This window comes from Robiginitalea insularis (genome assembly GCF_052497835.1).
Genome location: NZ_CP199296.1, coordinates 921,240 through 942,029, shown reverse-complemented (window position 1 = coordinate 942,029; position 20,790 = coordinate 921,240). Strand labels below are relative to the sequence as shown.

Here is a 20,790-nt window from a genome sequence, read left to right as displayed (position 1 = left end):
CCGTGCGAAAGGAGGACTGTTTTTACCTCGGTAAGATCGTCTCAAAGCATGGTTTTAAAGGGGATCTGCTTATCAAGCTGGATACGGATCAACCCGAATTATACGAAAAACTGGAATCAGTGTTTATTTCAATGGGAAATACACTGGTTCCTTTTTTTATTCTCAGGTCTGCCCTTCACAAATCTAACCTCCTCAGGGTTTCCCTCGAAGACGTCAGTGATGAAGCAGCTGCCGACCGTTTAATGGGGTCTGAGCTATATCTGCCTCTGAAATTTTTGCCGAAACTCAGTGGAAATAAATTCTATTATCACGAGGTGATTGGTTTTACCCTGAGTGATAAACAACACGGTGATGTGGGTGTTATCAAAGGAGTGAATGATCAGGGAGCGCAGGCCCTCTTTATCGCTGAAAAAAAGGGGAAGGAGTTATTGATCCCTATCACGGATGATTTTATCAGCAAAGTAGACCGGGAAGCCCGCATCATTTATATCCAAACACCCGAAGGCCTGATTGACCTTTACCTTTAGCATTATCTAAAGAAGAAACACTCTTAATTATCCAAGGTTTGGACAAGCCTTTTCATTTTAAACAGTTCTCGGTAGCCCAGGACCGTACCGCCATGAAAATTGGTTCCGACGGAGTGCTTTTAGGCGCCTGGACCCCACTGGAATCAGGTCCCGGAAGTATCCTGGACATCGGGGCGGGAACAGGCGTGATTGCCCTGATGCTTGCCCAGCGATCTGAAGCGGAAATAATCGATGCCATTGAAATCCAGGAACAGGCTTTTGAGCAATGTGTGGAGAATTTTGAAGCCTCTCCCTGGAGCGACCGGCTTTTCTGCTTTCATGCCTCCCTGGATGAACTGGTATCGGAACCGGACCAGAAATATGACCTCATTGTATCCAACCCCCCTTTCTTTAGCGAAGATACCTCTACCGGAGACCCTTCACGTGACCTGGCCCGCCGGAGCAGTTCCTTGCCATTTGAGAACCTCCTGGAGGGAATAAAGGTTTTACTGGCCCCAGCGGGGCTGTTTTCGGTAATAATTCCTTTTCGGGAGGAGGAAAAATTTCTGGAGCTGGGAAAGCAAGCAGGTCTTTTTGCAAACCGGATTACCCGGGTCAGGGGTCATGCAGCTGCACCCTTGAAACGATCTTTGATCTGCCTTTCTTTCCGGCAGCAGCCTCTGGTGGAAACGGAACTGACCATTGAAATCAGCAGGCATCAGTACAGTGCTGAATACATCCGGCTGACCTCGGAGTTTTACCTGAATATGTAAGTTTAAACCTGCCTTTTAAGGGGTCGTGTCAGGCAGGTAGGCCCGCCACCTCCTTTCAGGCTGATTTCAGTTCCCTTATAGGTGTGGACCTGACAACCGGCTTTTTTCAGGGCCGCTTCCGTAAGGGGGTTTCCCTTAGCCATAATACAAACCCGAGGGGCCACGGCCAGTACATTGCAACCCAGGCTGTCGAATTCGCTTTCCGGGACTTCAATTAATGTATACCCCCTTTTTATAAGGCCTTCCCGGAATGAAATGGGCATTAGCGGGGAATAGACCAGGGCGAGGTCTTTGTCCAGAGGGCTTAAGATGGACATCAGGTGAAAAACATCCGATGGTCCCCTGAAGTGGGGTAGCTCAGCAACAACTACCTGTACTCCCAGAGGCGCCAGCAGTGTCCTGAGCTGCTTAATCCCTTCTGCATTGGTACGGTAACTCCTTCCCACGGCAAGGGTATGCTGGTCCAGCCAGGCCACATCTCCTCCTTCAAGGGTGCCTGGTGCCTCAATTTTCCCAAGAATGGGAATCCCTTCCGTTTGAAACATGCGGGCCTGCATGTCTGGCTCTTTCTGCCGGGCAGCTTTACCCATATTACATAAAATCATCCCGGCATCGGTGGCTATGGAGGCATCCCTGCAGTAGATGGCATCCATGCTGAGACCTGCGCCCGGGGGGAAATAATGTATATTCGGCACCCATTGGGCCAGGAGATCTTCAAATGTTTTATATTCTTGAGTGGCCTCCTGCAGGTCCGGCTCTGAAATATAATTCAGGCTTCTCCATTCGGAAGTAATTTTGGCCTTGCCTTCAAAGGCCCCGGACACAGGTGTTATAAATACTGATTCCAGCGGCAGATATTCAGAGTGGGCCGTTATGTTATTCTCTTTCACAATTCAGGGTTTTTGTTTTTCCATTTCATCCAGACAAAAACGGGGGTGCCAAGCATCAAAAAGAAAAAGCCCCAGAAAACGGATTGTTCTCCCGCCCCGAAAATTGCCCATAAGGCAAAACCAAAAGTCAGGCTGCCCAATATAACTACGGAAACCTGCTCCTTTAATTTCAACGATTTCTGTAGGGAGAGGATCACATAGGCAGCTGCGGAAAACAGATAGGGAACCAGGCAGCAGGTGGTTGAGAGCAGGATGGTAAACTTAAACTGCTCCACCAGGCTTTCCGAATAATTCATCAGCAATAGAAGGGAGGCCAGGCCACTTCCCACAATCAGACCCCAAACCGGCACCCCGTATTTATTTTCTTTTTTAAAAATTCCGGGGAATAGCCCGTCATTAGCCGTAGCCTCTGATACCTGGCTAATAATCAGTATCCATCCGTTGAGCGCCCCAAAGGTTGCAACCGCTACCCCTGCGGCGATGATTTCTTCTCCGATTTCCCCACTCATTATTTTCATGGCATCCGAGAAGGGGGCGGTAGACTCCGATAACTCGGCCATGGGGATCATTCCCATAATGGCCACTGTGCTCAGCACATACAACAGGGTAGTGACAAGGGTCCCGGTCATGGTGGCTTTCGGGATCGTCTTTTCGGGATTCTGTACTTTATTGGCAGGTACCGTCGCACTTTCCAAACCCAGGAATGCGTAGAGCGTCATGGTACCCGTTGCGGCAATGGCCATAATGGAAGAGTCTCCGCTGGCATTAAAAGGGATGAAGTTTTCCGGTTGAAAAAAGAAAATACCTCCTAATATGATCGCCAGGACGGGAAGTATTTTGAGGGCGGTGGTGACCACCTGCATTTTCCCTGATGCCCGTACGCCCCTGGAATTAACCCAGGTAAGCAGCCATATGGCAGCAAGCGCGGTTCCCGCAGCCAGTAATGCGTTTTCCTTCAGGCCAGGAAAGAAGACACTGATGGCACTTACAAAAGTTACGGCGATAGTGGCAAGGGCCACCCAAATGGAAATCCAGTATCCCCATGCAACCATAAACCCGATATAATCTCCAAAACCTTTTCTGGCGAAGGCATAGGGTCCCCCTTTTGAACCGGCCACCATCCTGCTGAGCCTGCTGAACACTTTTGCCAGCAGCAGGGCTCCGGCAGAAGAAACCAACCATCCTACAACACTTATGCCTCCAAAGGCCGCCAGGGCAGAAGGCATCAAAAAAATACCGGCTCCGATCATATTCCCCACCACCAGGGAAGTACTCATCCACAAGCCCATTTTGGAACTGTGGTTAGTGCTTTTCATATTCCGCATCGGTTATCAAAAAGAAATCCATATTTTTAAAAATACAAATAAGCTGCACGCTTGGCCCATAAATTTCATATCGATCCTAAAATTGAACGGGCATCCACCCTTCCGGCTTCCTTTTACCGGGATCCGTCTCTTTTTGAATCCCTGAAGGACAAGGTCTTCTATAAATCATGGCAGTGGATCGATTCCGAACTGCCGCTGGAGGGTCCAAATGCCATTCCCCTGGTAATGCTTCCCGGGTTCCTGGATGAACCCTTTTTATTGACACGGGATGAAAAAGGAAGCCTGAATTGCCTTAGCAATGTATGTACGCACAGGGGCAACCTGCTGCTCACCCAGGCTAAAAAAACAAAAAAATTGACTTGCGGCTACCACGGCAGGCGCTTTTCGCTGAACGGAGCCTTTGAATTTATGCCGGAGTTTAAGGAGGCCCGGGATTTTCCATCCCCTTGTGATGACTTGTATAAATTTCCCATTGCCAGCTGGGGGCCCCTGAGTTTTGCAGGCCTGGAACCCGCCTTTGATTTTAATGAAATCCTGGATGCGTTTGACCAACGCGTAGGCTTTTTAAAGCAGGAAGAATTCAAACTCGATAAAACGCTTAACAAGGACTATTTTATTGAGGCTCACTGGGCACTTTATTGCGATAATTTCCTTGAGGGCTTCCATATCCCGTTTGTGCACAACGACTTGAACGCTGTACTGGATTATGGCAATTACGAAACCGTAATCGGAAAACACCACAACCTGCAAATTGGATACGCCGAGGGAAATGAAGCTGTATTTAATTTGCCTGCCGGGCATATCGATTCAGGTAAAGATGTTGCAGCCTATTATTTCTGGGTGTTCCCCAATATGATGTTTAATTTTTACCCCTGGGGGCTTTCCTTTAACTGGGTACAGCCATTGGGGCCACAGAAAACAAAGGTCAGTTTCAGGAGTTACGTTTACGACGCCTCGAAATTGGGGAAAGGTGCCGGCCACGGTTTACATACAGTTGAAATGGAAGATGAAGCAGTGGTGGAAGGCGTTCAAAAAGGCTTGTTGTCCCGTTACTATAAGCGCGGGCGCTTCTCCCCGAGCCGGGAAGCCGGGGTGCATCATTTCCACTCCCTCCTGGCAGCTTTTATGAGCCGGGATTGATGGCCATGGATGAGGTGTTATTGCCTTTTTTTATCCCTAGAAAGTAGTCTGCCCGTATTGGTTTGTTATACTGCTTTAAGTACCTTTGGACAAAATTCTCAGGCATGAAACCCGATCTTTTTGAAGCACCCGATTACTACCTTTTAGACGATCTTTTAAGCGATGAACATAAACTGGTTCGGGACGCTGCCCGCTCCTGGGTAAAGCGCGATGTTTCTCCCATTATTGAGGAATATGCCCAGAAAGCCGAGTTCCCGGAGCAAATCCTCTCGGGCCTGGCAGAAATAGGTGCCTTTGGGCCTTATATCCCGGCAGAATACGGAGGTGCCGGACTGGATCAGATCAGCTATGGGCTTATCATGCAGGAAATTGAAAGGGGAGACAGCGGGGTGCGCTCTACTGCATCTGTACAGTCTTCCCTGGTGATGTATCCGATTTATACTTACGGGAATGAAGCACAACGTCAAAAATACCTGCCAAAGCTGGCTACAGGGGAAATGATGGGCTGTTTCGGACTTACTGAGCCGGATTACGGCTCCAACCCCGGAGGCATGGTGACAAACTTTAAGGACAAAGGAGACCATTACCTGCTTAACGGAGCAAAACTCTGGATATCCAATGCCCCTTTTGCGGACATAGCCGTTGTCTGGGCCAAAAATGAAGCCGGACGGATACACGGGTTGATAGTAGAAAGGGGAATGGAAGGCTTCAGTACACCCGAAACGCACAACAAATGGTCTTTGCGGGCATCTGCCACTGGGGAACTGATCTTTGACAATGTAAAAGTGCCCAAGGAAAACCTGCTGGAGGGCAAAACGGGGCTGGGAGCCCCACTGGGGTGCCTGGATTCGGCCCGTTACGGGATTGCCTGGGGCGCTATTGGAGCGGCAATGGACTGTTATGATACGGCCCTTCGCTATGCCAAGGAGCGAATCCAGTTCGATAAGCCTATTGCAGCTACCCAGCTGCAACAGAAAAAGCTGGCGGAGATGATCACGGAAATCACCAAGGCCCAGTTGCTTGCATTCAGACTGGGGCAGCTAAAAAATGAGGGCAGGGCAACCACAGCCCAGATTTCCATGGCCAAGCGCAACAATGTGGAAATGGCTATCAAAATTGCCAGGGAGGCCCGTCAGGTTTTGGGAGGCATGGGGATTACTGGTGAATACAGTATCATGCGCCATATGATGAACCTGGAATCCGTCATTACCTATGAAGGAACCCACGATATTCATTTATTGATCACCGGACACGATATCACCGGCTTTAGCGCTTTTAAATAATAACTTTATTTTTCGCAGATTGCCCACAGTTGCGGCAGTTTTTTTCGGGAGGCTTCGGAATGCTGTAAAAGCCGTGCAGCACGCCTGAGGTTTTCGCCGGGTAAATCGGTTTTATAATACTGGTCATTCTGCAGATAATCTGTTAAGGCCCGCACCCCGTGAAGCAGGGGCATCAGTACGAGGCCCCAGGGCAGGGTTTGGCGCTCTACAGTACTCAACTCCAATCCTGATTGGATTAATCCCTTATAAAAAGCCTCGAATAAACCCAGATCAAAAGACGCCTCGTTTTGGCCCATAGGGGTTGTTTCAGGCCCAAGTACCAGGCACCTGCCGGCATCCCCGAAATCGTAGAGCAGGTAACCGGGCATCAGCGTATCCAGATCGATCAGGCAAAGCGCTTTTCCGGATGCTGAATCGAAAAGGATATTCGAGAGTTTGGTGTCGTTATGGCAAAGCCTTAACGGCAATTCGTCAAAGGGGATGGCCTCACAGGAACGGGAAAGTCTTCCTGCCAGTTCGCGCCATTTAAGCGAATCTGCGAGTCTTTCCGGCTTGGCTGCAGAAAGGGAAGCTTGCAGCTGTTCCATCCGGGTGTTTAAATTGTGGAAGTCTGGCAGGGTAATGTGTATGTCTTTTAAAGGGATATCTGAAACCAACTGGTGGAATTGTCCGATAATTCGGCCACTTTCCCTCGCAATTGCCTTATCTGAGGACTGTTGGAAAGTACTGCTGCCCGGGATGTAGTTAAAAGCCCGCCAATAGCTGCCCCCTGTATCCACAAACCATGGATTTCCATCTGTCCCGCTAAGCAATTTTAATTCAGTATAATCAGGCCCAGTCAGTTTTGGGAGTACCCTTGCGATATTTTGCATCAGGGGGAGGGCATTACTGAATACCCCGGGGTTTATTCGCTGCACTATAAGCCCGTTTCCTTCCGGCAGGAGCACCTTGTAAGTGTCGTTGATAAGCCCCTGTTCCAGCAACTGTACATGAAACTTTGTGGAGGAAATTCCAAAAGCTTTAAGCGCCGGCTCCGGGCCCGATATTGCCATGGGTCATTCTTATTTCCACAGTGGAGCCGGGTATTTTCCGGCTGCACTAAGGTCTTTTAAAGCCTGCATGGCTGTATCCTTATCCTCGGCATAGGTCACCCCAAACCATTGACTATTCGAAGGGATTACCTCCACAGAAGTCTTTCCGCTTTGCAGCATATCCTGTATCACAAAAGGCAGGTATATTTCCCCTTTGGAAGCGTCTTCAGCCGTTGTCAGGAATTCCCTGAAATCCTTTTCGATCTGAGGGAAGATATCAGGGCTGCACACCCAGAAATTCATGCTTACCAGTTCTTTCCCGCTGAATTCCATGCCGCTGTCTGCATCGCGGATGCCATCCTCTCCGGCAGCTATTTCCAGGCGTTCGTCTACTGATTTCAACTGTTTCCCATCCTGGCTGCAAACCCCTCGGGAAACCGAACCATATGGGGAAAGTGTATCTTGGAGCGTATAGGCAACCAATCCGAAATTTCCTTCCTCATTCTTTTTTATAAACTTTCCTGCCCGTTCGTAGGCATTTTGTCCGTAGTAATCATCTGCATTGATTACTGCAAATGGATTGGTGATCACCTTGCGGGCAGTCCAGACCGCATGGGCTGTACCCCAGGGCTTGGGCCGTTCTCCGGCAAACTGTGTTCCGGCAGGCAGGTCTGTGAGTTCCTGGGCAAGTACATCCAGGGAAACACTCTCAGGCAGCCGCTCCCGGAGATAGTCCCTCAGGAAGGCCACATTGTCTTTTTGGGTAATTACAACTATATGGTTGAAACCATTTTTGATAGCATCATATATTGAGAATTCCATCAGGAACTCTCCATTGGGTCCCAGATCGTCAAATTGTTTCAGTTTTCCATAACGGCTTCCTCTTCCCGCCGCCATTAATAGTAAGGTCATACGCTACTGTTTTTGGCTCGCTAAAATAAGGTTTTCGGTTTGAAATAAAGGCTAAATGCCAATATTTCATACCTTTCCGGGAAGAACATACAGTACTTTAAAATGGAAACCAGAAGGTCTTTTATTACAAAATCAACCCTTGCTGCAACCGCCCTGGGATTAGTTCCCTCCGGTGCCTATTCACTTACCAGGCCCGGAGAGGAAGGTAAACTCAAGATAGGCCTTGTCGGCCTGGGGCTCAGGGGAACCAATCATTTGAAAAACCTCCTGCAACGGGAAGATGTGGAAATACACGCACTTTGCGATATTGACCCGGATCGCCTCGATCTTTGCCTGAAGATGGTCGCTGAAGCCGGCAGGGAACGTCCGGTTACTTTTGGCGAGCATTCCCATTCTTACAGGGATTTGCTTAGTATGGAATCTCTGCAGGCAGTGGTAATATCCACCCCCTGGCTCTGGCACACCCCAATGGCGGTAGATGCGATGAAGGCCGGCAAGTATGCAGGGCTGGAGGTATCTGCTGCAACCACCCTTCAGGAGTGCTGGGACCTGGTGCAGACACACGAGGCTACGGGGACCCATCTGATGCTGCTCGAAAACGTTAATTACAGGAGGGACATCCTGGCCGTTTTGCATATGGTCCGTAAAGGGATTTTCGGAGAATTGGTTCACTTCAGATGCGGCTATCAGCACGACCTCAGGGAGGTCAAATTCAACAATGGAAAACAAGCTTACGGCGGCGGGGTGGAATTCGGGGAAAAGGCCATTTCAGAGGCCCGATGGCGAACCCAGCACTCCCTGAAAAGAAATGCGGATGTTTATCCTACCCACGGCCTGGGACCCGTGGCCGTTATGGCAGACATCAATCGCGGGAATCGTTTTATGAGCCTTACTTCCCATGCCAGCAAGGGGATAGGCCTGCACAACCATATCGTCAAGGTCGGGGGTGAAGATCACCCCAATGCCTCCCTCAAGTTCAAACAGGGAGACGTGATCACCACTACCCTGGAAACAGCTCGTGGTGAAACCATTATTATAACCCATGACTGCAACTTGCCCCGGCCATATTCCCTCGGGTTCCGGGTACAGGGTGCTAACGGCTTATGGGAGGTAGACGGAAACCGCATATATATTGAGGGGGCTTCCCAGCCGCATCAGTGGGACGAGGCTTCTGCCTGGCTGGATCGATACGATCACCCCCTTTGGAAGAAATTCGGCAATTATGCTTCGGGTTCCGGGCACGGGGGAATGGACTTTTTCGTGCTTAATGCCTTTGTGGAATCGGCCAAGGGGAACCTTGCACCCCCTATAGATGTTTATGATGCGGCAGCATGGAGTGCGGTTACTCCATTATCAGAGCGATCTATAGCCGCCAAAGGAGCACCCCAGCCCTTCCCGGATTTTACCAAAGGTTCCTGGATTAACCGAAAACCCTATGATTGGATGAAGGACAGCTTTTGATCCCTCTTCGGACCCTCGCTCGAAGCTGATTTTTATCATATTCTGTCACAGGTCATTACAATAGCTTTGTTAAAAACAGCAACAGCTATGTGTGATTTGGTGCAGAAGTACAATGTTCCAGGCCCCAGGTATACCAGTTATCCTACGGTTCCCTACTGGGACAAAACCGGATTTTCCGGGAAAACCTGGAAGAAAACGGTTCGGAGAATTTTTACGGAAACCAATTCTGATAAGGGAATCAGCCTTTATATCCACCTGCCCTTTTGTGAAAGCATGTGTACTTTTTGCGGTTGTCACAAGCGGATTACTAAAAGGCACAGCGTGGAGCGTCCTTATATCAAGGCTCTCCTGAAGGAATGGGAACTCTACCGGGAGTTATTTGGTTCCCGTCCGGTAATCAGGGAATTGCATCTGGGCGGCGGAACGCCAACTTTCTTTTCCCCGGAAAACCTCCGGATGCTGATCAGGGGGATCTTCCGTTATGCAGACAGAAGTCAGGACTGGGAATTCAGCTTTGAAGGCCATCCGGGTAATACCACACTGGAACACCTGCAGGTACTATATGAAGAGGGTTTCCGAAGAGTGTCTTTTGGGATACAGGATTACAATGAGGCCGTGCAACGAGCCATCAATCGGGTTCAGACCTTCAAACAAGTCAGCGAGGTGACCCGTATGGCACGCGAAGTGGGATTTACCTCTGTGGGCCATGACATCATTTACGGGTTGCCCTTGCAAACAACAGCCCATATAGGAGAAACCCTCCGGAAGACTATGGATATAATGCCAGACCGTATCGCCTTTTACAGTTATGCACATGTACCCTGGCTAAAAGGAAATGGTCAGAGGGGGTATAAGAAAAGCGACCTTCCGGATCCGGCAACAAAACAAAAGCAATTTGAGCTTGGGAAACGAACCCTTACCCGTGCAGGATACGCCGCTATAGGCATGGACCATTATGCCCTGCCATCCGACGGGTTGTCCAGGGCCCGAACCGCTGGGACACTTCACCGCAATTTTATGGGTTATACCGTTTCCAATACCCGCCTGATGATTGGTCTGGGGGTTTCCAGTATCAGTGATAGCTGGTATGGCTTTGCACAGAATGTTAAGAGTATAGAAGAATACGAGCACCTGATTTCCTGTGGAATCTTCCCTTTACACAAGGGTCATTTGCTTACGGAAGAAGACCTTGTAGTGCGTAAACACGTGCTGGAACTGATGTGTGGTTTTGAAACCCGGTGGGGGAAAGGCTTGCCAGCCTTCAGGGAAACAGAAATAAAGGAAAGACTTAAAGAACCCGAGAGGGATGGCCTTGTTGAGTTAAAGGCAGATCGCCTGACCGTAACGGATACCGGACGCTTGTATATCCGTAATATTTGTATGGCTTTTGACCTGCGGTTACACAATAAAGCCCCGGAAAATAGGTTATTTTCAATGACCGTTTAACTTAATCCCGAACCCATGAAAACTATTATCGTTCCTGTCGATTTTTCCGAGCAATCTGAATACGCTCTCAAAACCGCGGCATCCCTTGCTGCCAAACACAAGTCTGATATCATTGTTCTGCATATGCTGGAACTGAATTATGCCATGATTTCTTCTTCTGAGGCCTATCATCCTGAACAGACCGTATTTTTGCTGAAAGCTGCAGAAAAGCGGCTTGGAGACTTCCTTGATAAAAAATACCTCAAGGGGATTTCAATAACCCCTGTAATAAAACACTACAAGGTATTTGCCGAAGTGAATGAGGTAGCTGAAAAGCACAAGGCAGATTTAATTGTAATGGGCTCGCACGGAACGGACGGGTTGCAGGAGATATTTATCGGCTCCAATGCCGAAAAAGTAGTGCGGAACTCGGATATTCCTGTACTGGTTGTAAAAAAGGAATTACCAGATTTTAAAGTGAATACTTTTGTATTCGCCTGCGATTTCAAGGATGAGAATGTTCCTGCTTTCCAGAGGGCCAAAGCATTTGCAGAAAAGCTGGGAGCCAGCTTCAAAGCAGTTTACATCAATACTCCCGGGGATCACTTTATGAGCACTTCCGATGCCTATCAGAAAATCTCGAATTTCCTGAATCAGACTGTGTCGGGAATGGAAGTGGATATTTACAATGATTACAGTGTAGAACGCGGTGTCCTGAATTACAGTGAAAAAATAGGGGCAGACCTGATTGGGATTCCCACCCATGGCCGTAAGGGAATTTCACATTTCTTTATGGGGAGCATAGGAGAGGATATCACAAATCATTCGCCTATCCCTGTGATGACTTTTAAAATATAGACAAAGTTGCTGTTTAGTAAAGGGGGTACTCGTGTTCGGGGCCCCTTTTCTTTTTGAGCTATAAGGGACAATGTAGTAAGGTTAGCGGTATTTTCATACCCTGCCAAAGCGATCAAAGGCGGCCCTTTCGAGACTTTCCCGATGATCCGGATGCGAAATGGAGATTAGGGCTTTGGCGCGTTGCTGCAAGTTTTTCCCAAACAGGTTAACCACCCCGTACTCGGTAACGACGTGGTGCACGTGTGCCCGGGTAGTGGTAACCCCGGCTCCGTTCTTCAGGAAAGGGGAAATTTTGGATATTCCCTTATTGGTTACGGAACTCAATGCAATTATAGGTTTCCCGCCTTCAGACAGGGAGGCCCCCCGGATAAAATCCATCTGCCCTCCAACCCCAGAATACTGGTAGCTCCCAATGGTATCTGCACAAACCTGCCCGGTAAGATCTATCTCGATGGCACTGTTGATGGCCGTAACTTTCGGGTTTTTACGGATATTGGCCGTATCGTTTGTGTAACTGGCATCTTTGAAACTCAGCTGGGGGTTTTCGTCAATAAAATCATATAGCTTTTGTGATCCGGCTGCAAAACAACTCACAATTTTATAAGCATCAATAGCCTTGTTTTCACCGGTTATCACCCCTGATTTGACTAGTGGCAGGATTCCATCTGAAAACATCTCGGTATGAACCCCCAATCGCCTATGATTCCCCAGATTTTTCAATACGGCATTGGGGATATTGCCAATCCCCATTTGCAGGGTCGCCCCGTCTTCTATGAGCCCGGCAACGTTTTTCCCGATACTGTGTTCTACTTCAGAAATCTTACCTTCGGGATAGCTGTGAATAGGTTCTGAGATTTCCACGAAAGAATCAATGTGGCTCATGTGGATGATGCCATCCCCGTGGGTCCTGGGTACTAGTGGATTGAGCTGGGCAATCACTTTTTTAGCGTGCTGTACAGCCGGCAGGGTTATATCTACAGATACTCCAAGGGAGCAATATCCGTGTTTATCCGGTGGGGAAACCTGCACAACCGCCACGTCCAGGGGCAGCAATTTACGCCTGAACAACTGATGGATCTCAGAAAGGAAAATCGGGATATAATCCCCCTGATTGGTGTTGACTGCTTTACGCACATTGGAGCCCACAAAACAGGAATTGATTTTAAAGGCTTTGTTATAGGGGGGGATTGCAAAATTGACCGGGCCATCCGTATGAATGGAAATGATTTCCACATTGCTCAACTCCCTGTAATTTTCGCAAATGGCGTTGATAAGCGTATTGGGGGTCATCGCTGCACCCTGTACGAATACACGGTCACCACTTTTTACAACAGAAGCAGCTTGTTCTAGAGAAACGAGTTTCATCCGGTTTTTAATTAGAAGTTAAGCATAAGGGCGGAGACTGTCCTGCAGCCTTTTAGAGCTTTAAAGTTCGCTTGTTCCCAGGTGTTTCTGGTAAAATTCCCAGGCCTTTTGGGCAACATCCCTGCCCAGTTGAAGCCCTGCCACGTTATCGGCCTGAATATGATAGCCTCCCATCACCCGGGAAATTCCCGCCATTTCGGCTGTCTGGGTAAAGGTTGGAAATTCCAGTACTACAGTGTCCCCGTAATTGGCCGGATCCGTTTCAGTAAGGCTTCCGGGCACTAGTTTAACCGTTTCCCCGAAATGGTCATCCCCGGTAAATAGCCTCAGGGCCTCCGAACAGGCCCCGCTAATGGTACTATGGCCGGAGACATATGAAGGGAAGGGCGGACAGAGGAATTCTTCAGGGGAATAGGGCCTCCATTGTTCTCCCTGCATTTCAATTACACCTTTCCCGGGGCCTCCCCAGGCTTTGATCAGTTCACCCTGAAAATAATCATGGACCAGGGCATAGGGCCGTGCAAAATCGTAATACATCTTGGATTCCCAGGAGGCGATAAAAGCATCCATGGCGGTTACCTGGTTCAGAAAATACATTTTGACGTCCTGGTCCAGGGTATGCTCATCTCTTCGGGAAACATCCTGTGCAAATTTCAGCCAGTGCCCGGCCTGCTGAACAGATTTTGGCCCATCCCGCATGAATTCCACAAGGGCTTTCTCTTTATCCGTCAGATTGGCCTGAATTTCTATAACCTCCCGGACTTCTTTTTCCAATTGCTCGGAACCTACCATTGGCGGTGGCCCCGGACGGAACTGGCTGGCAGAATCCAGACTGATGGGGGTTACCAGTTGCCAGTAAGGGGTAAGGCAGCCGGGGGCGTATTTTCCCCCTTTGCCGTCAGAGAAGTATTTGGGTTGCCAACGATTGATGTCTACGTTTTCATCCGGGTTATTAACAGGGGTGTACCCTGTATAATCAAAATACGCTTCCCCATTTGAACCGGCCTCCTCACCATACTGGTTGGCACCGTCGTTTTTCCGGGCTTCAATAACCGCTTGCGCGGCCAGGTTTCCAATTCCGGCCGGGGTAGTGGGGTCCAGGCTTTTATCATCTGGATCCAGGCCAAGGGATCGCATAAATTCTTCAAACAGGGCCTGGTCTGTATAGTAATATTCATTCATAGCCCTCAGAGCCGCATAGCTAATGGCGATTTCTTTGTTTTTCAGATTGTGTTCCTCACTCGGACGGCGGTCTACACCCTTGAGATACACGGGAATGGCATTTTCATCGTAGCGCGACCAGGCATCAAAAACCGCTGTAAAGATAAGTCCCAGATAACGGGAGGTTATGGTGGGTCTGGGTTTAAAACGTTCGGTGTCCAGGGCAGTGGCTTCCAGGGCCATCTCCCCCCATTTATAGGCTATATTTTCAGTCCCGGTGGGTTCAGGAGCCGCGTCGGCATTCCCTTTTTCTGATTTGCAGGCAGTTATCAGTACCAGGATACTAATGGACAGGCATACTATCTTCTTCATCTTGTTATAGGTTGTTTGTAAAACGGCCAAATTTAAAAATTATGGATGACATTCTATCTGCGTAGCGGTCATCATTGAGGGATCCCTTGGGGAAATATATGGAATTCCAAGGCCCATACCCCTCAGGATAAATAGAATTCCCAGAATTACCACAAAAACGGGTATCCAATTCCGGATGCGCCCCAGCCATTTGCCTTTGGCCATTTTCCCCAGCAATGCCATGGCACTCATCAGGGGTATAGTCCCCAGGCCAAAGGCCATCATATAGAAAGTACCTGAGCCGGCGGTAGCCATAGCCATTGCGCCAATCAAGGCAATATAAACCAGACCACAGGGCAAAAATCCGTTTAAGAATCCAATACTCAGGAAAGCATCTGCACTGTTTTCTTTCAAACGTTTCCCCAGGGCTGCCTGCAATTTTCCCAGGACCCTGTACAGTGGCTGCAGCACCCGCCATTTTCGGCTGATCCGGGCAGGGAACAAAACTGCTACAATCATGATGACCCCCATTGCAATGGAAATTTTTTGCTGAAACCCAAAAAGGTACAGGCCTCTGCCGATAAGGCCGAAAATGAGGCCTATCAGGCCATAAGCCAGCAACCTCCCCACATGGTAGAGACCCAGCTGCCCCCATTGTTTCCAGGAATTACTCCGGTCCAGCGGCAACATAAAGGCAATAGGGCCGCACATTCCAATGCAGTGCAGGCTACCCATCAATCCGAGTATCAGGGCGGTGCTTATCACAGCTATTTACGTATTTGGTTCATTTTAAATAAACTTATTTCAAAGTACCATACGCTTTCTGTACAGGTAGGGAACTTCCTCATATTCCCAGAATATTCTAATGTCCCAGCGGCCATCCACCAAACGACTCCTGGGTATGAGCATTTGAGAGTCGGACAGACGAATGGGCTCGTCAAAATCCAACTGTTTACTGGATGGCCTGTATAGGGACACTGTTCCTTTTATTTTTTCTTCTAGCATAGATTCCGGAAACTCAATTAATAGCCCTTCCGGACGTATTTGGACCCGCATATTGCTATTGAGCTCATTCAGATTACGGGAGGCATCGAGATCGGTCTGATAGCCCAGCTCTTTTTGATAGTAATCTTCAGTAACAAGGTCGTGATTGGTCCTTTCAGTAGTATTTGCAATAACCACGAAATAGCCTATAAACCCTATAAATCCTATAAATACTAAAACAATTGCAGTTCCCCAGTTTATTTTCATCGTTATCAGTTATAATTCCGGGGCGCCAGAAAACGTGCCCGGGTTGTTTCTATTAGTTCTTCCCCGCTGTAGACCCCAATTTTAAGTTGGTCCTTATCCCCGTTCAGGGCAGCATTGTTAATTTCAATAAAGAGTGTTCCCTCGTTTAATTCCTGTGCTGGTACCGTAAAACCATCGCCTTTTACAAAGATGATGGTCCCGGGATGCGATAATAATTTAAAGTGTATGTCCGTAACCGGATGGGTGGTTTTATTGATCAGCTTATAAGTGTAAACGTTGCTGATAATGTTGTTTTCCTTATGTTCATAAAGTTGCCCGGGCAGGCGCAGCACATTCGCTTCCAGGTCATTTCTTAAAAACAGCATTCCCACTAAAACACATACAAGGATGCCCAGTACCGCTGAATATCCTTTCAGGCGGGGGGTAAATGAAAATTTTGCCTTTTTTACAATGTTATCTTCGCTTGCATAGCGGATAAGGCCTTTGGGAAGGCCTACTTTTTCCATAATGGTATTGCATTCATCTATACAGGCCGTACAATTCACACATTCCAGTTGTGTCCCGTTCCGAATGTCAATTCCTGTGGGGCAGACGTGTACACACTGGAAACAATCGATACAATCCCCATATCCAAGGGCTGCTCTGTCTTCATTCTTGCGAAATTTCTTGCGACCGTTTTCACTTTCACCCCTTTTATGGTCGTAAGCCACCACAACGGATTTATTGTCTAGCAAGACCCCCTGCATGCGGCCATACGGACAGGCAATGATACAAACCTGTTCCCGGAACCAGGCAAAGACAAAGTAAAAGACAGCAGTAAATATGAGCAGGGCGGTAAGGGTTCCCCCATGGCTGCCAGGCCCTTCTTTTACGTATTCCAGTAACTGATCGCTCCCGATGAGGTATGCCAGAAAAATATTGGCGATCACAAAAGAGATCAGGAAGAAAATCACCCATTTCAAAACCCTTTTTCGTATTTTTTCTCCATCCCAGGCTTGCCGGGCAAGTCGCATCTGTGCGCCCCTGTCTCCATCTATCCAGTATTCTATCCTGCGAAAAACCATTTCCATAAAAATGGTCTGCGGGCACATCCAGCCACAGAAAATCCGTCCGAAGGCAACGGTAAAAAGGGCTACAAAAATTACCCCTATGATCATGGAAATCACAAACAGGTGAAAATCCTGCGGCCAGAAGGGTTGGCCGAAAATATTAAACCGGCGCTCCAGGACATTGAACATCAGGAACTGGTTGCCATCAATCTTAATAAAAGGAGCACTAAACAGGAATAGCAACAAGAAATAGCTCACCCATTTTCGGTACTTGTAAAAAGGACCACTGGGCTTTTTGGGAAAAACCCAGGCCCTTTTACCTTCTTCATCAATGGTACCAATGGAATCCCTGAAATTTTCTTGTTCCTCTTCCATCCTCTTCATTTAAATGCCTGTCAGCCGTACCCTATTCTTCCTGCAAAGGGTCAGGAGTATCGGTCTCCATAATGATTTCTACGGCAGTCGAATCCCGTATTTCCACAGACACCGAATCTACAGGGGCATTGGGGTCCATCCAGATTTCTCCTTCCGGATCCTTGGCATCCACAGGATTGGTGCCGTGCAGGGTTAGCACATAACTTGCCACCTGGGCCATCTCTGCCGGTTTCAGATTCGTTTTCCAGGCTACCATCCCCTTCCCGGCGCGACCGCCTTCCGAGATGGTATTGAATACGTTGCGGATTCCCCCGCCCAGGATCCAGTAGTCATCCGTCAGGTTGGGACCAATTCCGCCTCCGCCGTCAACTTTGTGGCAAACAGCACAATTGGTGACGAAGAGGTTCTCGCCTGCCTGTAGGTCGGCCGCTTCCGTCAGTAATGTAACCGTATTGACATCAACCAGGTCTTTGGCATTTTTCTTATACTCTTCAATGGCCAGGCGGGCCTCGGCAATTTCCATTTCAAATTCCTCATCCTGGGTGTAATCCCCGAACACGTGGAAACGGGCCAGGTAAACTACTCCAAAGATTATGGTGACATAAAACAGGTAGACCCACCAGGGGGGTAATTTGTTGTCCAGCTCCCGGATCCCATCGTAATTGTGGTCCAGGATAATTTCCGATTCTTCTTCCACTGGTTTGGACCCCAGGAGTTTTTGATACATCCTTTTTCCCCAGACCCATCCCCTGCCTTCTTCGGAAGCGTTGAGATAACGTTCCTGGGCTTCCTTGGAGAGTGTCTGGAACATTACCTGCTCTATTGATTTCAGGATCAATTCTATGGCAATGAGCAACAGCAAAATGAGTAACAGGAAATAGCCTGTCATGGGGTATTCTATAAATGCGGGTTTCTCCCCGGAATCAATAAAGTATTCCATCAGGGCGAATATTGTAAAGAAAAGCAGCGGAACCCGAATCCACCAAGGTGTTGAATTTCTCATTTTTCTGAAGCTTTTGGTTGTTGGTCATCTAAGGGCATTTCGCTCATCTCCCGGATACGCTCTTTTGAGGTGGTAAAAACCCACCAGAAAAGGGCACTAAAAAACAAAAAGAAGATCAGCAGGGAGATCATAGGATAGGTCGCTATCCCGTCTATAGTCTCCATATGGCTTTTTACAAATTTTAGCATGGTCTGTCAGTTTTGAGTTGCAGCCGTTTCAGGTTGTTCAATTTTAATATCTGTTCCCAGCCTTTGCAGGTAGGCAATGAGCGCTACAATTTCCCGGTCGCGCATCTCAACAAAAGGGAGTCCGTTTTCCGAGGCGTATTGCTTATCGGCTTCGTAAGATTTTGCAAAATCTGGATCGCTGTAGAGATTCTCTTCTATTTGTGTGGCCTGGGCATCCATAGAAGCTGCGGCCCCTGCAATGTCTTCTTCAGTGTAGGGAACCCCAAGGCTCACCATAGCCCGCATTTTTGCTTCCGTCTTGCTTCTGTCGTGTTCATCGCGGATGAGCCACTGATAGGCCGGCATGATGGAACCGGAAGAAGTACTTTGAGGGTCGTACATATGGTTGAGGTGCCAGTTGTCAGAATACTTACCACCTACGCGCAACAGGTCAGGCCCTGTCCGCTTGCTTCCCCAGAGGAAGGGGTGGTCGTAAACAAATTCCCCTGCCTTGGCATACTCACCGTATCGCTCTACTTCCGAGCGGAATGGGCGAACCATCTGGGAATGGCAACTAACGCAGCCTTCCCGTATATAGAGGTCTCTTCCTTCCAGTTCAAGCGGGGTATAGGGTTTTACACTGGTTATGGTGGGGATGTTGGATTTTACCAGGATGGTAGGGACAATTTGAATGATCCCTCCGATTAATATGGCAACGGTAGCCAGAAGGGTCAGTTGAATCGGCTTTCTTTCCAACCAGGTGTGATAGGTTTCCCCGGCCGTTCTGTGGCGCGATACACGGGTTAGGGCAGGGGCTTCCGCCAGATCATCCTCCACACGGCTACCCGAGCGGATGGTTGCAACAATGTTGTAAAGCATCACAAACATCCCGATCAGGTACAAACTTCCGCCAATGGCCCGCATCCAGTACATCGGCATGATTTCGTTCACGGTTTCAAGGAAATTCCCATATACCAGGGTTCCATCCGGATTGAAGTCTTTCCACATTAGCGCCTGTGTAAACCCGGCCACATACATGGGCAGCGCATAAAGCACAATCCCGAGGGTCCCGATCCAGAAGTGGAAATTTGCCAGTGGGGTAGAATGCAGGCGGGTTTTGAACATTTTTGGAACCAGCCAGTAAATCATACCAAAGGTCAGGAAGCCGTTCCAGGCCAGTGCCCCCACATGTACGTGGGCAATGATCCAGTCACTGAAATGCGCAATGGCGTTAATATTTTTAAGGGATAACATGGGGCCTTCAAAAGTGGCCATCCCGTAGCCCGTAATGGCAACTACCATGAATTTCAATACGGGACTGGTGCGCACTTTATCCCAGGCACCCCTCAGCGTCAACAATCCGTTTATCATCCCTCCCCAGGAAGGCGCAATCAACATTACAGAGAAGGCCACTCCAAGGTTCTGGGCCCAGTCCGGAAGTGCGGAATACAACAGGTGGTGAGGCCCTGCCCAGATGTAAATAAAGATGAGCGACCAGAAATGCACAATAGACAGTCGGTAGGAATAAATAGGCCGGTTGGCTGCCTTGGGGACGTAATAATACATCAGCCCCAGGAAAGGAGTAGTCAGGAAAAAGGCTACCGCGTTGTGGCCGTACCACCATTGTACCAGGGCATCCTGTACCCCGGCATAGACCGAATAACTCTTTAGGGCCCCCACCGGAAGTTCCAGGCTGTTGAATATATGCAGGACGGCCACCGTAATGATGGTAGCCAGATAAAACCAGATCGCCACATAAAGATGGCGTTGCCTCCGCCTGAGCAGGGTTCCTATAAAATTCCAACCGAAGGCTACCCAAACCACCGCAATAGCAAGGTCAATGGGCCATTCGAGTTCCGCGTATTCTTTTGAGGTAGTGTACCCCAGTGGCAGCGTAATGGCTGCAGCAACAATTATGGCCTGCCAGCCCCAGAAGTTAAAATTGCTCAGCGCATCGCTGAACATGCGTGCTTTGAGTAACCTTTGGGTGGAGTAGTAGACCCCTGCAAACATGGCATTTCCCACAAAGGCAAAAATCACCGCGTTGGTATGCAGCGGCCTGAGGCGACCGAAACTCAGCCAGGAGATTCCGTCTGTCAGGTTGGGAAATAAAAACATAAATGCCAGCAGTAGCCCTACCAGCATGCCAACAATCCCCCATAGCATGGTCGCATAGAGGAATTTCTGAACGATTTTATTGTCGTAGTGAAATTGTTGAACTTCCATAAAAAGCGTATTTAATTGGATGGTTTTTGCGGGTTATTTTCTTCTTGCTGTGAGGCAGGGGATTTTACTTCGTCCTCAAAAAGCATGCGGACGGAAGGAGTGTAGGAATCGTCATACTGACCATTCCTGACCGAAAAAATAAAGGCTGCAAAAAAAATAAGGGCTACTAAGATGCTAATAGCCAGCAACATATAAATCACGCTCATACCCAAGCAGAATTTAGGTGTAAAACTAATGG

The 20,790-nt window shown here is 48.5% G+C and carries 20 protein-coding genes; 7 read left to right on the top strand and 13 right to left on the bottom strand.

Annotated elements, in window-relative coordinates:
• Positions 1-2 precede the first annotated feature (2 nt).
• Complete coding sequence (rimM, locus tag ACT6NV_RS04285; protein ID WP_445386030.1) at positions 3-527, top strand: ribosome maturation factor RimM; 525 nt, start codon at positions 3-5, stop codon at positions 525-527.
• A gap of 38 nt (positions 528-565) precedes the next feature.
• The gene (locus ACT6NV_RS04280; protein ID WP_445386029.1) at positions 566-1,279 is read left to right on the top strand and encodes a tRNA1(Val) (adenine(37)-N6)-methyltransferase; all 714 of its coding nucleotides are present in this window, start codon (positions 566-568) and stop codon (positions 1,277-1,279) included.
• 2 nt (positions 1,280-1,281) lie between these two features.
• Here the strand turns inward: ACT6NV_RS04280 and ACT6NV_RS04275 are convergent, their stop codons facing one another.
• Together ACT6NV_RS04275 and ACT6NV_RS04270 are read right to left on the bottom strand one after the other, a co-directional pair.
• Entirely contained in the window at positions 1,282-2,169 is an 888-nt protein-coding gene (locus ACT6NV_RS04275; RefSeq protein ID WP_445386028.1) for a dimethylarginine dimethylaminohydrolase family protein, read from the bottom strand.
• Positions 2,166-3,485, bottom strand: coding sequence for an amino acid permease (locus ACT6NV_RS04270; RefSeq protein ID WP_445386027.1), 1,320 nt, complete (start codon positions 3,483-3,485; stop codon positions 2,166-2,168). The genes ACT6NV_RS04275 and ACT6NV_RS04270 overlap by 4 nt, the downstream gene beginning before the upstream one ends.
• 60 nt (positions 3,486-3,545) lie before the next feature.
• On the opposite strand from ACT6NV_RS04270, the gene ACT6NV_RS04265 reads away from it, so the two are divergent.
• Together ACT6NV_RS04265 and ACT6NV_RS04260 are read left to right on the top strand one after the other, a co-directional pair.
• A complete protein-coding gene (locus ACT6NV_RS04265; RefSeq protein ID WP_445386026.1) occupies positions 3,546-4,634 on the top strand; it encodes an aromatic ring-hydroxylating oxygenase subunit alpha in 1,089 nt (362 codons plus the stop codon).
• A gap of 104 nt (positions 4,635-4,738) precedes the next feature.
• Positions 4,739-5,917, top strand: coding sequence for an acyl-CoA dehydrogenase family protein (locus tag ACT6NV_RS04260; protein ID WP_445386025.1), 1,179 nt, complete (start codon positions 4,739-4,741; stop codon positions 5,915-5,917).
• A gap of 5 nt (positions 5,918-5,922) precedes the next feature.
• On the opposite strand, the gene ACT6NV_RS04255 is transcribed toward ACT6NV_RS04260, so the two are convergent.
• Entirely contained in the window at positions 5,923-6,969 is a 1,047-nt protein-coding gene (locus tag ACT6NV_RS04255; protein ID WP_445386024.1) for a phosphotransferase enzyme family protein, read from the bottom strand.
• Between the two features lie 9 nt (positions 6,970-6,978).
• Positions 6,979-7,860, bottom strand: coding sequence for a nucleotidyltransferase family protein (locus tag ACT6NV_RS04250; RefSeq protein ID WP_445386023.1), 882 nt, complete (start codon positions 7,858-7,860; stop codon positions 6,979-6,981).
• A 102-nt stretch (positions 7,861-7,962) separates the two neighbouring features.
• Between ACT6NV_RS04250 and ACT6NV_RS04245 the strand changes: the two genes are divergently transcribed.
• From ACT6NV_RS04245 to ACT6NV_RS04235, 3 genes are all read left to right on the top strand, one after another.
• Positions 7,963-9,321: a Gfo/Idh/MocA family protein gene (locus ACT6NV_RS04245; protein ID WP_445386022.1), complete on the top strand. Its 1,359-nt coding sequence runs from the start codon at positions 7,963-7,965 to the stop codon at positions 9,319-9,321.
• Positions 9,322-9,408: 87 nt separating this feature from the next.
• Entirely contained in the window at positions 9,409-10,767 is a 1,359-nt protein-coding gene (gene hemN, locus ACT6NV_RS04240) for an oxygen-independent coproporphyrinogen III oxidase (protein ID WP_445386021.1), read from the top strand.
• 15 nt (positions 10,768-10,782) lie between these two features.
• Positions 10,783-11,604, top strand: a complete 822-nt coding sequence (locus tag ACT6NV_RS04235) for a universal stress protein (protein WP_445386020.1) — start codon at positions 10,783-10,785, stop codon at positions 11,602-11,604.
• A gap of 93 nt (positions 11,605-11,697) precedes the next feature.
• Here the strand turns inward: ACT6NV_RS04235 and ACT6NV_RS04230 are convergent, their stop codons facing one another.
• Genes ACT6NV_RS04230 through ccoS form a run of 9 tightly spaced genes read right to left on the bottom strand, consistent with a single transcriptional unit; the run spans position 11,698 to position 20,758 of the window.
• Complete coding sequence (locus ACT6NV_RS04230; RefSeq protein ID WP_445386019.1) at positions 11,698-12,969, bottom strand: acetyl-CoA hydrolase/transferase family protein; 1,272 nt, start codon at positions 12,967-12,969, stop codon at positions 11,698-11,700.
• 60 nt (positions 12,970-13,029) lie between these two features.
• Positions 13,030-14,502: a vanadium-dependent haloperoxidase gene (locus tag ACT6NV_RS04225; protein ID WP_445386018.1), complete on the bottom strand. Its 1,473-nt coding sequence runs from the start codon at positions 14,500-14,502 to the stop codon at positions 13,030-13,032.
• Positions 14,503-14,541: 39 nt separating this feature from the next.
• Positions 14,542-15,246, bottom strand: a complete 705-nt coding sequence (locus ACT6NV_RS04220) for a sulfite exporter TauE/SafE family protein (RefSeq protein ID WP_445386017.1) — start codon at positions 15,244-15,246, stop codon at positions 14,542-14,544.
• 39 nt (positions 15,247-15,285) lie between these two features.
• Entirely contained in the window at positions 15,286-15,732 is a 447-nt protein-coding gene (locus tag ACT6NV_RS04215; protein ID WP_445386016.1) for a FixH family protein, read from the bottom strand.
• A gap of 5 nt (positions 15,733-15,737) precedes the next feature.
• Entirely contained in the window at positions 15,738-17,156 is a 1,419-nt protein-coding gene (gene ccoG / locus ACT6NV_RS04210; protein WP_445386015.1) for a cytochrome c oxidase accessory protein CcoG, read from the bottom strand.
• 31 nt (positions 17,157-17,187) lie between these two features.
• A complete protein-coding gene (locus tag ACT6NV_RS04205) occupies positions 17,188-18,159 on the bottom strand; it encodes a cbb3-type cytochrome c oxidase N-terminal domain-containing protein (protein WP_445386014.1) in 972 nt (323 codons plus the stop codon).
• Positions 18,156-18,347 carry a CcoQ/FixQ family Cbb3-type cytochrome c oxidase assembly chaperone gene (locus tag ACT6NV_RS04200; protein WP_445386013.1) on the bottom strand — a complete coding sequence of 64 codons (192 nt, stop codon included), beginning with the start codon at positions 18,345-18,347 and terminating at the stop codon, positions 18,156-18,158. The genes ACT6NV_RS04205 and ACT6NV_RS04200 overlap by 4 nt, the downstream gene beginning before the upstream one ends.
• A 6-nt stretch (positions 18,348-18,353) precedes the next feature.
• Positions 18,354-20,552, bottom strand: a complete 2,199-nt coding sequence (gene ccoN / locus ACT6NV_RS04195; RefSeq protein WP_445386012.1) for a cytochrome-c oxidase, cbb3-type subunit I — start codon at positions 20,550-20,552, stop codon at positions 18,354-18,356.
• An 11-nt stretch (positions 20,553-20,563) separates the two neighbouring features.
• Positions 20,564-20,758, bottom strand: coding sequence for a cbb3-type cytochrome oxidase assembly protein CcoS (gene ccoS, locus ACT6NV_RS04190; RefSeq protein WP_445386011.1), 195 nt, complete (start codon positions 20,756-20,758; stop codon positions 20,564-20,566).
• Between the last annotated feature and the right edge of the window lie 32 nt (positions 20,759-20,790).

What these genes read in the sequence shown, in the direction of transcription:
- ACT6NV_RS04270 (WP_445386027.1), bottom strand. Translation starts at nt 3,485, where the DNA reads ATGAAAAGCACTAACCACAGTTCCAAAATGGGCTTGTGGATGAGTACT.
- ACT6NV_RS04260 (WP_445386025.1), top strand. Translation starts at nt 4,739, where the DNA reads ATGAAACCCGATCTTTTTGAAGCACCCGATTACTACCTTTTAGACGAT.
- ACT6NV_RS04255 (WP_445386024.1), bottom strand. Translation starts at nt 6,969, where the DNA reads ATGGCAATATCGGGCCCGGAGCCGGCGCTTAAAGCTTTTGGAATTTCC.
- ACT6NV_RS04250 (WP_445386023.1), bottom strand. Translation starts at nt 7,860, where the DNA reads ATGACCTTACTATTAATGGCGGCGGGAAGAGGAAGCCGTTATGGAAAA.
- ACT6NV_RS04245 (WP_445386022.1), top strand. Translation starts at nt 7,963, where the DNA reads ATGGAAACCAGAAGGTCTTTTATTACAAAATCAACCCTTGCTGCAACC.
- hemN (WP_445386021.1), top strand. Translation starts at nt 9,409, where the DNA reads ATGTGTGATTTGGTGCAGAAGTACAATGTTCCAGGCCCCAGGTATACC.
- ACT6NV_RS04235 (WP_445386020.1), top strand. Translation starts at nt 10,783, where the DNA reads ATGAAAACTATTATCGTTCCTGTCGATTTTTCCGAGCAATCTGAATAC.
- ACT6NV_RS04230 (WP_445386019.1), bottom strand. Translation starts at nt 12,969, where the DNA reads ATGAAACTCGTTTCTCTAGAACAAGCTGCTTCTGTTGTAAAAAGTGGT.
- ACT6NV_RS04225 (WP_445386018.1), bottom strand. Translation starts at nt 14,502, where the DNA reads ATGAAGAAGATAGTATGCCTGTCCATTAGTATCCTGGTACTGATAACT.
- ACT6NV_RS04215 (WP_445386016.1), bottom strand. Translation starts at nt 15,732, where the DNA reads ATGAAAATAAACTGGGGAACTGCAATTGTTTTAGTATTTATAGGATTT.
- ccoG (WP_445386015.1), bottom strand. Translation starts at nt 17,156, where the DNA reads ATGGAAGAGGAACAAGAAAATTTCAGGGATTCCATTGGTACCATTGAT.
- ACT6NV_RS04205 (WP_445386014.1), bottom strand. Translation starts at nt 18,159, where the DNA reads ATGAGAAATTCAACACCTTGGTGGATTCGGGTTCCGCTGCTTTTCTTT.
- ACT6NV_RS04200 (WP_445386013.1), bottom strand. Translation starts at nt 18,347, where the DNA reads ATGCTAAAATTTGTAAAAAGCCATATGGAGACTATAGACGGGATAGCG.
- ccoN (WP_445386012.1), bottom strand. Translation starts at nt 20,552, where the DNA reads ATGGAAGTTCAACAATTTCACTACGACAATAAAATCGTTCAGAAATTC.
- ccoS (WP_445386011.1), bottom strand. Translation starts at nt 20,758, where the DNA reads ATGAGCGTGATTTATATGTTGCTGGCTATTAGCATCTTAGTAGCCCTT.